This is a genomic window from Microcoleus sp. FACHB-831 (genome assembly GCF_014695585.1).
Taxonomy (GTDB): domain Bacteria; phylum Cyanobacteriota; class Cyanobacteriia; order Cyanobacteriales; family FACHB-T130; genus FACHB-831.
The window spans coordinates 123,374-136,962 of sequence record NZ_JACJON010000073.1 but is presented as its reverse complement, the minus strand read 5'-3'; the positions used below and the strand labels follow the sequence as shown (position 1 = coordinate 136,962).

Genomic DNA, 13,589 nt, shown 5'->3' with positions numbered 1-13,589 from the left:
CATCAGAGGAAGGCGACGGCTTTGACCGACGTTCCTTGTAGCGCTTGGTTGTGACATCATCATCAGGAATGACAGACACTTTTTGTTAGTTCTTAGTTGTTGGTTATTGATTATTGGTTGTTAATTGCTAGATGAAGGCGATCGCCGATCCTCACAACCACGAACAAGCGATTCTTTATAACGAGCGACTGCGATAGGCTTGCAACTCTGCACGTAAACGAGCTATTTCTGCCCGGAGTTCATCTATTGTCGCTTGCAGATCGACTGGCTGGGAACCAGTCGGCACGATGCTTGTCGTAGTTCTGCCCAGTTGATTTGCTTGGGCTTCGCGCTCCGCTCGTTCCATAACTTGCTGCGTGAATTCCCGCAGGCGCTCTCGCTGTTCGGCATCAAATTTGCCAAGTTCGCTCAGAGCATTGGTCAGGGCATTTTCTGCCTGCTCGTTTATCGCTTGTGCTACCGCTCTGCCGATAAAAAAGGCATGAACTACAGGGTTACTCATCTCAAAATTTCTCTGCGCGTCCGTAACAAATTATAGCGTTGAGTTGCTGCCAGAGTTGTGTACCGCTGGTTGAGGATCGGAGCAAATAGGCAGCTCTAACCTTGAAAATTTAGCCTGAAAGCCGGGGAAAAAAATTAAGCACGACCATCCAGATACACTTGATATTTTCAGCATCCAAGATCACTCACTTTGAGGCCTTTGTTTATATCTGCGGCTTCTAACTCTGGGCTGGCGATTGCTTACTGATGAATCTTGGCTAATTTCTTGCGATTGCCTTGAGGAACGACGCCGGACTCTTGTGGAAGAACGCCCAACTGATGACTCTTCTGACTGCTGAAAATTGACTCTTCTGCGGCGTCTGACGGGTCTTTCCTGATTTTGGGCTGCTGACTCTTGAACGACAGCTCTTCTGCGGCGTCTGACGGGTCTTTCTTGATTTTGGGCTGCTGACTCTTGAACAACAGCTCTTCTGCGGCGTCTGACGGGTCTTTCCTGATTTTGGGCTGCTGATTCTTGAACAACAGCTCTTCTGCGGCGTCTGACGGGTCTTTCCTGATTTTGGGCTGCTGACTCTTGAACGGCAACTCTTCTACGGCGTCTGACGGGTTCTTCTTGCCTGGGAGCAACTGATTTTTGAGAGGTTACAACAGGTTTGGCAGGGCTAACGGGTTTAGTTTGACTTTGGACGACGGCATTTTGAGATTTGATAACAGACGTTTGAGTATCTGTAACGGGCCAGTCGCTACGCGGTGGAAAAGATTGTTCGGCGTGTAAGAAAGTAGAACCTGGGTCGGTAGGGCTGTTAATGCGAAGTGCCAGACCAAAACCCGCACCAAGCGTAGCTGCAACTGCGGCTGTCATCATCAGCGATCGCACTTGTGGGGAATTCTTGGCTTGCAACATGGGCTTTAAAAATAAGCCCAGCTTCACACTCGCCGAGCTTTTAGAGCCGCCCGCTAGTTGGGGCTTATCAGCTTCGTTTTCTAAGTTTGGCAATTCCTCTTGCATGCCCATTACGGAGTTTTCAACTGCTGGTTCTGCGGGGCCATTGGTGGGTAAAGTCTCTGCCGACCAAGCCAGGACTGGGAGGGTGACTATAGGACGAGCCAAAGTACCTGCCCCTTTTTGGTTAGTGCTGGGGGGTAGGAGAGCCAGCCAACCTTCAACATTTTGGGGACGTTGGTCAGCTTCGATGTTTAGGCCAACACAAACAGCATGCTCGACATCTGGGCTGAGGTTGGGTTGGAATTTTCGCAAGTCTTCTGCAAGAGGAACGCGATCGCGAAGCGATGCTGATGCACCATTCCCATTAGCAGACCAACCTGCAACTCCCTCCGCCAATGGCGGGGTTTGCCCCCTCAGCAGCCAATAAAACGTGGTTGCCAAGGCGTATATATCCCGCTCAAGACTGGTATTTTCCTGGGTTATATACTTCTCGGACGGGCTTGGTACAAACTTTAACAACCCCGCATCAGCAAATACGTCCCTGAGTTCGCCCATCATGTCAAAGTCGCTAAGTACCACCTCATGGGTTCTTACACGCCTAATCATATTTTGGGGCTTGATATCTCCGTGCCTCAAACCTGCTTTGTGGACAATGCTTAAAGCGCTGCCTATTTGCTGAATGTAGTGAACAGCTTCGGCTTCCGACAACGGCGAAGATTGAATCAGCGAAGCAAGGGTCTGACCTGGAACGTAATCCATCACCATGTAGGGCAGATTTGCTTCTTCAAAAACATCTCGTACCCTGACAAGATTGGGATGTTTTATTTCGGCAAAACGACGGGATAAACTTAAAAATTGCTGCTTGAACTCTTGAAAATGTGGATTGTGGCGCAGACTGGGCGTGATGGTTTTTATGGCGACCGTTTGACCCGACTCAGGATCGTTTGCGCGGTAAGTTATACCAAAGACGCCCCCGCCTAGCTTTGCACCGAGGACGTATTTGCCGTTCTTAAGGATGCGATCGCTTACTACATTCATAAGTATTTACTACCAGTTGTCCCCATTCATACTACAGCCTTGTTACAAATTTTTGAGTTTTGAGTGCAGAAGTAGGCAATTTTACGGATGGAGATGTATTCGTTTTTGTTTTTTTTACTAAAAAATGGCTGGCGACCAATTAGCGGGGATAGCGTTTTGCCAAGAAATTCTCAGCATCAGCGCGATCGCTCACCTCACCGTCCAGTGTTGCCGCTAATAAATCATCCAACATTTGCTTAAATTGACGCCCTGGCTGATAACCCAATGCCTTCAGATCGTTGCCGTTCAAAAGAGGCTGAATGTTAGCCCATTTAGTCAAATATTGCCAAATTTTTCGTCTAATCGGACGCGGATTTTGCACGGCAATTAAGATTAAAGTTGGCAACTCGTACCGCTTCAACAACTGGACAACTTGACTTGGACGCTGGCAACTCGGCATTGACTCTACCACATTAGCCCGGTCTTGCTCTAGATTCTGTAGTCTTTTGATACTGTCATCTGGCAGCTGAAGATTTGCAGCCACCTTGGCGCGATATTCCGAAACTAGATAAGCAATTAAAACTTCCAGCCGCATCTGCCAATGGATAAGAGTTTCCTGACGATCGAACCGCCGCAGCCACAAGGAAACCAAACGCACCTGCCGCCACAACCGTTGGTCTAGCTCCAAGCTTGGATGCAGACATTTTAGCGCTCCCAAATTGGCTAGTAACAACAAAGCGGGTTTCCAGTAAGGCGCTTGGAGGATGTATTTCAGTTCGGTTTTTAGCCTGGTTGTCAGCGCTGGTGCTGATGCTTTTTCTAGCAGCGTAGTGTCATAGATCCCGCTAGCGATCGCATATCTGATATAAATTTCTGTTTGTGCCTCGATCTCAAATCCCAAACGAGTGGCAAACCTCACGGCGCGATATATACGGGTGGGATCTTCTATAAAGCTATTCGCGTGCAAAACTCTGATTTTCTTGTCTTTGAGGTCGATCAACCCGCCAAAAAAATCCAGCATTACTCCTGCACCAGGCTTTGTTAGTCGCACGGCTAGAGCGTTGATGGTAAAATCGCGCCTGTAAAGGTCTTGGCGAATAGAACTGGCTTCGACTTCTGGATTTGCCGCTGGATAAGGATAAAATTCTGTTCTGGCGGTGGCAATATCTACCCATAGCGAACCGAAGCTTGGGTCTTTGTGCCACAGTAGCGCTGCTGTTTGAAATTGACCGTGAACTTCCAGACGAGCAGCCGGGTAAATTTTCTGTAGTGCCTTAGCTAGTTCTACGCCAGCACCAACATCAGCCGAGTGGTGAAAGCCATCTACTACTAGGTCAATATCGGAAATCATCATAACTTTAGCTGAGTCAGCTAGCAGCACATCCCTGACACCTCCCCCCACTAGATAAAGATGCCAACCGCGTTGTTCGGCTTGCTCTGATGCACTTGTGAGAAATTCCCAGAATTGGGGAGCTAAAGAATTTTGGATTTTGGATTTTGGATTTTGGATTGATAATTGATTGGTTTTGCCGCGATCGCATAAAGCTTGTTGTTCTCTCTCGCTGGCTTTTTCTTGATGTCGCTGTCGCAGGACATCGGTACGGGTGACAATACCCACTAACTGACCGTTTTTCAGTACGGGTAAGCGACCGATGTCGTAAGTTACCATTAGGGACTCAATTTCCGGGAGCGTCGTTTCTGGGGCGATCGCTTTTAAATTAAGGGACATATAGCCTTTGACTGGCGCGTGACTGAAGCTGTGATGGAATGCTAAGTCAATATCCCGGCGGGAAATAATTCCCACTAAAGGAATTTTCGATTGTGGATTGTGGATTGTAGATTCGTTATTCTCCTGTTCTTTATTTCCTGGCTGCTCTTGAGCTTCTACGACGCAGAGGCCAGAATGTCCGTAGCGCAGGAGGATGCGTTGAGCTTCTGCAATTGTTGTCTCAGGTCGAATTGTTCGCACTGGCGAGGACATCAATTCGCGTGCTGTGGGCGGCAGGGGAATTTGTGCTAGAAATTGTTCGAGCAGATTCTGTAATGTTTCTTGGGGATTGGTAGCTCGGATGGTTAATGCCGCAGCTTTATGGTGTCCGCCACCGCCTTGTGGTTGGAACAGTTGATTGAGATTAGTACCTTCAATGCGCGATCGCCCTATGACTGTCAACCGCTTTTGTTCGCCATCGCCGATTGGATAAACATCTGCCAGCAGCAAAGCATCGCTTTCTGTTATTTCCAGCAATTGAGAGGCAAGACTAGATAATCCCGGCACATAGCCAGCGGTTTCAAGTAGGACGGAGGATATTGTGTAGCCTTGGTGAATTTGGGTTTGTTGCTTGTCGAGAGCAATAGTTAATAGTTGTTGCAATTGGGGTGATAAGCCAGGATCGATATAGTCGGCGATCGCCCGCAATGAAGCTCCCTGTTCCATCAACCACGCTAAAGCCACAGCATCTCTTGGAGTTGACCCATCAAACGTCAGCGATCCAGTATCGACGTGGATGCCCAAGGCCATGACGGTTGCTTCTGCGGGGGAAAGCTGGATTTGTTCTCGCTTGAGCTTTTCGGCAATTAAAGTGGTGGTAGCGCCAACTAATTCAATTTGAATGCGACTAGCTGGGATGTCCATGTCGGCGTCTGGGTGATGGTCGCAGACAGCAACTTCCACCAGATGAGGTAAATCCAACCATTCTGCGGCTTTACCCAAGCGCCATCGCTTTTGCGTATCAACTATCGTCAGAGAACGAATCTGTTCAGTCGGTACAGCTCGACGTTCTATCAGGGCATACTCGTCGCGGTGCAAGGCCAAAAAATCCTTTACACCAGGGTGGCAACCCCCAGCCAACACCACCCGGCTTCCCGGAGAAAGGCGCGTCAGCCCCACTGCCGCTCCTAGTGCGTCGAAATCTGCCGTTGTATGACACAAAATCAGATCCATAATCTGCTATCCGTTGTTGTGGCGCAGGCGTCTCGCCTGTGTGTGTTGTCGGTTGCTAACTAACAAATACTTTGTGACTTGTTAACCAATGACAAATGACCATCGATTTTTGATACTGTACTACTGTATATAATGGCGGCTGAACTGTTTATAGCTGCCCGTTGCTGTCTTGGGAGTAACCAGAGGAAATGTCGATTTTATTTCAAGTGGTACTAGCTGCTTTAGTTCTTTTGTCATTCATCATGGTCATTGGCGTCCCGGTTGCCTATGCGACGCCTCAGAACTGGGATCAGTCTAAACGGCTCATCTTATTGGGTTCTGGGGTTTGGATCGCTTTGGTTTTTCTGGTCGGGGCTTTGAGCTACTTTGTAGTTTAAGTAGTGTGGTTAGTAGATAAACATGGGTTGCCTGCCATTTGATACTAATGGTGGGCTGCCCACATAGTAACTACTACCTAGAGTAATTGGCTTGCCTGTGCCTAAATGCATTTCATGTTGAGTCTAAACTTTAGCTCTACTAGCGATTTAAAACATAGGTTTTAACAAGTAACAACTAACAAATAACAACCGATTATGGCAGTTTTCGAGGGAACATTTACTCATACTGAAAATCTAAAGTTTGCCATCGTCATCGGTCGGTTTAACGACTTAGTGACGACAAAATTATTGGAGGGATGTCAGGATTGCCTGAAACGTCACGGCATTGATGTTAATCCTCATGGCACTCAAGTGGATTATGCCTGGGTTCCTGGTAGTTTTGAAGTGCCTCTAGTGGCTAGGCAAATGGCGCTCACTCATCGCTATGATGCGGTGATTTGCCTTGGTGCTATTATTCGGGGTCAAACTCCACATTTTGATTACGTCGCCGCCGAAGTGTCTAAGGGAATCGCTGCTGCTGGTTTCCAGACTGGCGTGCCTGTGATTTTTGGCATAGTGACGACGGATACTATGCAGCAAGCGTTAGAACGGGCTGGGATTAAGAGTAATTTGGGGTGGAATTATGCTATGAGTGCGTTGGAAATGGCTTCTCTGATGCGAGGGATAAAAGGCAGCATGGGGGCTGATATCTACGGTGACAACGGTGGTGCCGGGGAAACTCCAGCGCTGCCTATTTCTCATCAGACGGTTGTAATAGAACCGAGTTCGTCTGGCGATCGCCAGTAGGTTCCTCTTCGGTCGTGTCTGTCAGCAATTTTGGAAAGAACAGTTGACAGACTAAAAATATTGTGTAAACATAGTGATTGTTAAAGAAATGCGGGTATAGCTCAGTGGTAGAGCGTCACCTTGCCAAGGTGAATGTCGCGCGTTCGAATCGCGTTACCCGCTTAGATAATAATAAAATTAACTACTAGCTGTGGTACATAGTCACAGCGTATAGCAATCTTTTATCGTTAACCATAAAAGAAGATGCAGCAAGTTGGAGTTAGAATGCTGCCTGACTTAATCTGAGTTAGCACAAGATATCTATGCTGGCTAGACCGGAGTTATGCCTTAAGATAAGGCTGGGAAAGCTCAAATGTAAGCTATTATGATGATATTGGCGCTTCCTACCCATCGCTAAAACCAGGATCTTCCAGGCTGGAACGCTAGGTCGTTGGTTGCCATTAAGAAACCATAATTAACAAGCGTTATTGCCCAAATATTGTAAATAATTTTGGGTTACACATTTTTATTCTTTGAAGACAGCTTGTGCCATCTCAGAAAGCTCAGAAGATTGATTTAAATACTGAGTACCCATGCCCTTGCCCCAGACGCCGGGGGCGGTTGGTACCAATTACGCTGACCGAAGCAATGGGGTGCGATCGCTGTCAGCAAATCTTCGTGGTGGAAGAGAATGGGTATGTACTAGAACAACTTTCGACAAGCTATCCATACAAGAAAGCTTGGCGCTGGTCAGGTCATCGCTGGAGTACAGCCCATCCCAGTTTGAGTGACAACTACCTACCCGTAGGGCTGGGAGTTATCCTGGTTTTGCTGCTGGTATGGTTGCCTTTAGCTCTGCTGTCACCATTTGGGTCGAGTATAATTTGGGCAATACTGCCAGTTACGCTGATGGTATTGCCAGCACTCATGCTATTGCTAGCATATCGGCGTTAGCCCAATGGCAATGCACAGTTTTAATCCTGCACCCGATCCGATAACTGCCGTTCGCAGCGCTTACCAGGCTTCACTGGAATTGGCTCCTACTAAGGGAGTAGATCGCAGCCGTGCGGTTCAAGCGATGGCAAAGGCGCTTGCATCTAGGACAGACGATATTTTAGAAGCAAACACCCTAGACTTGGAAGCCAGTCGAGAGATGGCAGTGCCAGAGTTGATTCTAGAGTGGCTGAAGCTGACACCAGAGCGGATACAGACGACAGTGCAGCTTTTGCAACGCTTAGGGGAGTTGTCCGATCCGATCCGGCGGGTGATGAATGCTGCTTATCAACTGGATCATTCTCAGACTTACTGCCAGTTAATGCCTTTGGGAGTGATTGCGTTGATTTACGAGGCGTTCCCGGAGTTGGGAGCGATCGCCGCAGGTCTTTGTATCAAAACAGGCAATAGTCTGATTCTTAAAGGGTGTTCCTACGCAGAACACTCAAATTTAGCGATCGCCAGCGCCTTACAAGAAGCCCTCGACCGCTCCGAGATGCCAACGGGATGTCTAGAATTACTCCCAGGTGACTTGGGCGCTTCCATCGGCGATTTAGTGACGCAAGACCGATATCTAAATCTGGTCATTCCCTACGGTCGTCCCAGCCTGGTGCAGCAAGTGATGCAGCAGTCAACCGCGCCTGTATTAAAGTCAGCGATGGGAAACTGTTACCTCTATTGGTCGCCTACAGGAAGCTTAGATTTGGCTCGCTTGGTGATTATAGACAGTCATATGAGCGAACCAGATCCAGTTAATGCAATTGAAAAGGTTTTGATCCATCCAAATCAAAAGCCCTCATCTCTGATAACGCTGTGGAACAGCTTAAAGGACAAGGGGTTTAAAGTTAGAGGAGATGCCCAGCTAGTAGCAGATTTCCCCGATCAGTTGAGTCGAGCGGCAGAATCGGAATGGAGCCAAGCCTATCTCGATAAAGTTGTGGCTTTTAAAGTTATAGATAGCATCGATTCAGCGATCGCCTGGATTAACCGATTCAGCAGCGGTCACGCCGATTGTCTCGTTACAGAATCCTATCAAGAAAGCCGCCAGTTCGCTTTAGGAATTGATAGCGCCTCTGTATACATCAATTCTTCTCCCCGATTTTCACGCATTCCCAAACCGGGAGACTCAATATTTCTGGGAATGTCTAATCAAAAAGGGCATCGTCGAGGACTAATCAGCATGGAAACATTGACAACTGTCAAGCATATAGTTCAAGGAAACCTGTTTTCCTAAAAAAAAATAAGAGATATGAGTTATTAATTCAAAACTCATATCTCGTATCTCATAACTATTCTTTTTCAGCGACTTTTACTTCAGCGAGTTTTACTTTTTCAGCTAAACCAAGCGCTTGTAAAAGTTGAATGGTCATCCAAGTCATGTCAATTTCCCACCACTGCAAGCCGTGACGAGCCGAATATTGAAAAGCATGGTGGTTGTTGTGCCAGCCTTCGCCATAGGTGAGTAAAGCGACCCACCAACAATTAGTAGAGCGATCGCTAGATTCATAGCTGCGATAGCCAAACTTATGGGTTGCACTGTTTACAAACCAAGTGCAGTGAAATACTACAACCACGCGAACAAAAATTCCCCAGACCACAAAAGGCCAGCCACCCAAAAGGTAGAGCAAGAAACCTAAGCCAAGTTGGATGAAAACAAGAGAATTTTGTAAAAACTTATAAACAGGGTCGTCCGCAATATCCTTGACATAGCGGGCCATATCTTCCTTACCTGGGATGTCGCAGAGCATCCAACCCACATGGCTCCACCAAAAACCCTCATTAGAGTCGTGGGGATCGCCCGCAGAGTCAGAGTGCATATGATGCAAGCGGTGCAGACCTACCCAGTCAATTACGCCACCTTGGCAAGCTAAAGTGCCGCAGAACATCAGGAAATATTCCAGCCACTTTGGTGTCTGAAAGCTGCGGTGGGTGACTAGGCGATGAAATCCCAAGGTGATGCCCAAACCACCAGTAACCCAGTGGAGGAAAACAGCAATGCCTACAGCAGTCCAATTAAAGTTACTGGGAAGCAGGGCAAAAAGCGCTCCTACGTGAAGTCCCCCCAGAAACAGGATGTTAACCCAATCGGGGCGGAGTTTAGTTGTGGTGGCAACAGTCATGGATTAACCTTGATACGAATTGTGCGGCCTAATCTGCGAAAATTTAAAATCCGCATATCTATATTGTGAAAAAGGAATTGATGAACAGCCCATCAAAGCTGCTAGCGGCAGAAGCGGCGCTCTTACCGATTTTTTCTAAAATTGACGCTCAGGTCAAGCAAAATCTCAAAAAAGTCTTGGAAGCATTTCGTTCCCATAGAGTGGGAGCGCACCATTTTGCAGGTGTTAGCGGCTACGGCCATGACGATATGGGGCGCGATACTCTAGATCGAGTATTTGCCGAAGTCATGGATGCAGAAGCAGCTGCGGTGCGGGTGCAGTTTGTTTCCGGGACTCATGCGATCGCTTGTGCCCTTTTTGGTGTCCTCCGTCCAGGAGATGAAATGCTAGCAGTAGTTGGTTCCCCCTACGATACGCTCGAAGAAGTTATTGGGTTGCGAGGCCAAGGCCAAGGCTCCCTTAAAGAGTTTGGCGTTAGCTACCGAGAATTGGATCTAACTACGGAGGGAAATATTGATTGGCAAGCATTGGGTAAAGCTGTCAAAGATAATACCCGCTTAGTGTTAATCCAGCGTTCTTGTGGCTATTCTTGGCGTCCTAGTCTTTCAATAGCTGACATTGAAAAAATAGTTCATTTAGTCAAACAACAAAACCCCAATACTATCTGCTTTGTCGATAATTGTTACGGCGAATTTATCGAAGATAGGGAACCACCAGCAGTAGGCGCTGACTTAATTGCTGGGTCTTTAATTAAAAATCCCGGCGGTACTATCGTTACAGGTGGTGGCTACGTTGCTGGTAGAGCAGACTTAGTAGAAGCAGCGGCGTGTCGCCTTACGGCGCCGGGGATTGGCAGTGCTGGGGGGGCGACATTTGACCAAAATCGTTTGTTATTTCAAGGGCTATTTTTAGCTCCGCAAATGGTAGGAGAAGCGGTAAAAGGGACTCACTTAACTGCTTACGTTTTTGACAAGCTGGGTTATGCGGTGAATCCCTTGCCATTGGCTCCTCGGCGCGATGTGATTCAAGCGATTAAACTGGGTTCGCCTAAGAAGTTGATTGCTTTTTGTCGAGCAATTCAAGAACATTCGCCAATTGGTTCTTATCTAGAACCAGTACCAGATGAAATGCCTGGTTATGAGAGTAAGGTGGTTATGGCTGGAGGGACATTTATTGAGGGAAGTACATCGGAGTTTTCAGCAGATGGGCCGTTGAGGGAGCCTTATATTGTATTTTGCCAGGGTGGAACGCATTGGACTCATGTAGCGATCGCTCTTGAATCTGCTATTGAAGCAGTGGGTTCAGCATAAAATATGACAAAACCCATTTTCTTGCAGAAAACGGGTTTTGTCATACTTAGTTTACATAGCCCAATTTTTCCCAGGAAGCTTGCTTTTGCGGTGTATATTTGTCATTTACTCGCGTTTATCCTTAATAGATTTGAGTGCATGACGAACCACCCAATTAGAGATACCAGGGTAGGTTTCTAGTTTAGAGATTAAGCTATGTAGCTCGTTAATAATCAAGTGGAGATTGCTGTCTTCTTGCAGAGCTTTTAACCTCTTGTATAGCCAACTGGGAATTTGAGGTGGTAGAGGGAGCAGTAGAAGATAGATCAGGCTGGTCTCATAAGTAGTTCTAGCTCTAAAACTTCATGTTGTAGCCATGAGCTTTCATCCAGCTGCACTATGTTGTTAAATGGTTCGTTGATTTCTTTGCAATCGTCCGTCTCATTTGATTTATCAGATAAGAAGATAAGAGCAGCTAGCTGATAGATAATTCTGGTTGTAAGTTTCATGTACGTTTGTTTGAGTTCGATGTTTTTAAAGTATCAGTATTGGCTTGATAAAAAATGGGAAACTTGTGTCAATATCTTAGGCGACTAGAAAACCGCATTGTATGCTTTTAGGCTAGCCGTGTATAATTTATGGGCGTCAAAGCTTGCACTGCAAGGGTTATAGCCAGTAAGAAAACGGCGATCGCGCCTTGAAGCGGTTAGGCGATCGCCCCTCTTGAGTGGACGATCTGCCAAAGCGGTACACGGGGTATAAAGCGATCGCGTGTTAGGGATAACAATTTGTTAAATCTATAAAACTTGATGGTAGAATTTAGTCAAAGTGTTTGTTAATAGAGTTAATTATTCTATTAATCTGTAAGAACAAACTTACTTCCAATGGTTATATGAACTAAGTGCAGATAAAACACGGCAGTTTTTATATACAGTTTCTAAAGGAGAATTAGAGTGAAAACTTTAGGGATTTCCACTTCACGTAGTAAAGAAATTAACTTAAAAGCTGCTAACTCTGTTAACTATGAAACACTAAGCCTCTATCAAGAAGCAAAAAAAGTATATGATGATGTTTTAGTATTTCACCCTTCTCAGGTTAGTTATCAGTTTGTCCGCGAACTAGAAAAGCCAAAAATTATTCTGAATAAGCAGGATATAACAAGTTTAACCACTCTGATTGTACGAAATATCAGAGGAGGCGAACAATCAACAGCTATTTTGGTTAAGTCGCTAGCAGCTTGTAATTGCGATGTTATAGATCCGCTAGAAAGATTTACAGGTGCAGGTCCTTCTAAATTATTAGCAACTCTTAAATACCACCAAAAAAAAGTAGGAATCAATTCTTATATTGCTTTTAATATAGAAAGCGCAACTCACTTGATTAACGAATTAGCTGAATCACATCAACTTCCTTTAATAGTTAAGCCTTTCAATGGCAGAGGAGGTAAAGGTATTGAGCTTTTGAGCGATCTAAATACAGCGCTAGAATATGCTAAAAATTTCTTTATTCAAAATGAAGGGAATAACGTACCAATACTGCTCCAGGAATTTGTACGGTTTAAAGCCGAATACCGCGCGATGGTAATTGATGGTAAATGTTTGGGAGTAGCCGAGAAAAAAGCCAAACCAGGAAGTTTAGCTGCTAATGCTGCACAAGGCGCTACTTTTGTAGCAGCAAACGTTCCAAACATAGTAGATTTTACTGTTAAGAATGTAAATCAAAAAGGTATTTATGGTGTAGATGTTGGTGAAGATTGCGATGGCAAATTTTATATCATCGAGGCTAACCCTACCCCCAAATGGAGCGCTTTTGAACAAGCTACAGGAATCAACGTTGCGAAAGAGATTATTAATTGTGCCATCGAGCGAGTGAATAATAGATCTGATGGTTAAAAACTAAGACTACAAACTGTTTGATAAATAGGCGCTAATTGTCTAACCACCTCAAATTCTTGCTCGTTAGTAGGGTGTAAATCTTGCTGCGGTTGTGTTCTTATCACCGTTTCAGCTTTTTTTAAACTATCAAATACCCGCCTTTTATGAATAGCAATCTTTGTAAATTTTGAAAACTCAATCAAGCAAGTATCGCTACCAAAAGGTCTTTCCCACCACAACATATTTTCTCGATAGGGAATCTCCCATTTAGAGCAGAGTTCCCTCAGAACTTGTTCTGGGTAATCCAAAAATAAGTCTTGGGTGATGCAAGTAACGCGCTGCGGTGCTATTTCCAAACTTTCTTTTAATAAATGGAAAGTATGTTTGTAGGAAATTAGAAAAAAGTCTAAATTTTTATAGTTGTATTTCAGCCACGAACGCCATGTTTCCAGCGGCTCCCTAAAAATAAAAACTTGATCGGTGTTTGATACCAGTTCTTTTGAAGGAAATACAATTAGCCGAGACGTTCGCAGCTTGCGGGACCCGATAGTTTCTTTAAAAATAATCGCTCTAGCGCCTAAAGGCTTTTTAAAAAAAATACGGTAGTCTTCAATTCCCCACCGTAAAAGCCCAGATTTAATAGGTTGGTGAATTACTCGGAGTTCTGGCTCTTGTCCGAAACAGTTTTCTAAAGCAGTCGAGGCGCTTCTACAAGGACTAATAATTGCCTTATGGGTAATTTGCATAAGCTTTTTTAACCAGATAA

Annotated in this window: 12 protein-coding genes and 1 tRNA gene; 7 read left to right on the top strand and 6 right to left on the bottom strand. The window is 45.6% G+C overall.

Going from position 1 to position 13,589, the window contains the following annotated elements; genetic code table 11:
• Positions 1–175 precede the first annotated feature (175 nt).
• From H6F77_RS22905 to H6F77_RS22895, 3 genes are all read right to left on the bottom strand, one after another.
• Positions 176–502 (bottom strand): DUF6825 family protein, encoded by a 327-nt coding sequence (locus H6F77_RS22905; RefSeq protein WP_190491218.1) that lies wholly within the window; start codon positions 500–502, stop codon positions 176–178.
• Positions 503–682: 180 nt separating this feature from the next.
• Positions 683–2,485, bottom strand: coding sequence for a serine/threonine protein kinase (locus tag H6F77_RS22900; RefSeq protein ID WP_190491217.1), 1,803 nt, complete (start codon positions 2,483–2,485; stop codon positions 683–685).
• Positions 2,486–2,624: 139 nt separating this feature from the next.
• Positions 2,625–5,405, bottom strand: coding sequence for a CBS domain-containing protein (locus H6F77_RS22895; protein ID WP_190491216.1), 2,781 nt, complete (start codon positions 5,403–5,405; stop codon positions 2,625–2,627).
• Positions 5,406–5,593: 188 nt separating this feature from the next.
• Here H6F77_RS22895 and psbZ point away from each other — a divergent pair, with 188 nt between their 5' ends.
• The 5 genes from psbZ (at position 5,594) to H6F77_RS22870 (ending at position 8,774) form a co-directional block, all read left to right on the top strand.
• Positions 5,594–5,782, top strand: a complete 189-nt coding sequence (gene psbZ, locus H6F77_RS22890; protein WP_190491215.1) for a photosystem II reaction center protein PsbZ — start codon at positions 5,594–5,596, stop codon at positions 5,780–5,782.
• A 195-nt stretch (positions 5,783–5,977) separates the two neighbouring features.
• Entirely contained in the window at positions 5,978–6,568 is a 591-nt protein-coding gene (gene ribH / locus H6F77_RS22885; RefSeq protein ID WP_190491214.1) for a 6,7-dimethyl-8-ribityllumazine synthase, read from the top strand.
• A 90-nt stretch (positions 6,569–6,658) separates the two neighbouring features.
• Positions 6,659–6,730 (top strand) — tRNA-Gly (locus H6F77_RS22880).
• Between the two features lie 363 nt (positions 6,731–7,093).
• Entirely contained in the window at positions 7,094–7,501 is a 408-nt protein-coding gene (locus tag H6F77_RS22875) for a hypothetical protein (RefSeq protein WP_190491213.1), read from the top strand.
• A 4-nt stretch (positions 7,502–7,505) separates the two neighbouring features.
• On the top strand, positions 7,506–8,774 hold the full coding sequence (locus H6F77_RS22870; protein WP_190491212.1) for a glutamate-5-semialdehyde dehydrogenase: 1,269 nt from the start codon (positions 7,506–7,508) through the stop codon (positions 8,772–8,774).
• A 55-nt stretch (positions 8,775–8,829) separates the two neighbouring features.
• On the opposite strand, the gene H6F77_RS22865 is transcribed toward H6F77_RS22870, so the two are convergent.
• A complete protein-coding gene (locus H6F77_RS22865) occupies positions 8,830–9,660 on the bottom strand; it encodes an acyl-CoA desaturase (protein WP_190491211.1) in 831 nt (276 codons plus the stop codon).
• Positions 9,661–9,740: 80 nt separating this feature from the next.
• Here H6F77_RS22865 and H6F77_RS22860 point away from each other — a divergent pair, with 80 nt between their 5' ends.
• Positions 9,741–10,970, top strand: a complete 1,230-nt coding sequence (locus H6F77_RS22860) for a methionine gamma-lyase family protein (RefSeq protein ID WP_190491210.1) — start codon at positions 9,741–9,743, stop codon at positions 10,968–10,970.
• Positions 10,971–11,542: 572 nt separating this feature from the next.
• Here the strand turns inward: H6F77_RS22860 and H6F77_RS22855 are convergent.
• Complete coding sequence (locus H6F77_RS22855; protein ID WP_190491209.1) at positions 11,543–11,692, bottom strand: hypothetical protein; 150 nt, start codon at positions 11,690–11,692, stop codon at positions 11,543–11,545.
• Positions 11,693–11,902: 210 nt separating this feature from the next.
• Between H6F77_RS22855 and H6F77_RS28065 the strand changes: the two genes are divergently transcribed.
• The gene (locus H6F77_RS28065; RefSeq protein ID WP_190491208.1) at positions 11,903–12,841 is read left to right on the top strand and encodes an ATP-grasp domain-containing protein; all 939 of its coding nucleotides are present in this window, start codon (positions 11,903–11,905) and stop codon (positions 12,839–12,841) included.
• Here the strand turns inward: H6F77_RS28065 and H6F77_RS22845 are convergent.
• The gene (locus tag H6F77_RS22845) at positions 12,838–13,569 is read right to left on the bottom strand and encodes a hypothetical protein (RefSeq protein WP_190491207.1); all 732 of its coding nucleotides are present in this window, start codon (positions 13,567–13,569) and stop codon (positions 12,838–12,840) included. The two genes, H6F77_RS28065 and H6F77_RS22845, sit on opposite strands and share 4 nt — an antisense overlap.
• Positions 13,570–13,589: the final 20 nt, after the last annotated feature.

Coding starts and splice junctions, on each gene's coding strand:
- H6F77_RS22905 (WP_190491218.1), bottom strand. CDS start 502: ATGAGTAACCCTGTAGTTCATGCCTTTTTTATCGGCAGAGCGGTAGCA.
- H6F77_RS22900 (WP_190491217.1), bottom strand. CDS start 2,485: ATGAATGTAGTAAGCGATCGCATCCTTAAGAACGGCAAATACGTCCTC.
- H6F77_RS22895 (WP_190491216.1), bottom strand. CDS start 5,405: ATGGATCTGATTTTGTGTCATACAACGGCAGATTTCGACGCACTAGGA.
- psbZ (WP_190491215.1), top strand. CDS start 5,594: ATGTCGATTTTATTTCAAGTGGTACTAGCTGCTTTAGTTCTTTTGTCA.
- ribH (WP_190491214.1), top strand. CDS start 5,978: ATGGCAGTTTTCGAGGGAACATTTACTCATACTGAAAATCTAAAGTTT.
- H6F77_RS22870 (WP_190491212.1), top strand. CDS start 7,506: ATGGCAATGCACAGTTTTAATCCTGCACCCGATCCGATAACTGCCGTT.
- H6F77_RS22865 (WP_190491211.1), bottom strand. CDS start 9,660: ATGACTGTTGCCACCACAACTAAACTCCGCCCCGATTGGGTTAACATC.
- H6F77_RS22860 (WP_190491210.1), top strand. CDS start 9,741: ATGAACAGCCCATCAAAGCTGCTAGCGGCAGAAGCGGCGCTCTTACCG.
- H6F77_RS22845 (WP_190491207.1), bottom strand. CDS start 13,569: ATGCAAATTACCCATAAGGCAATTATTAGTCCTTGTAGAAGCGCCTCG.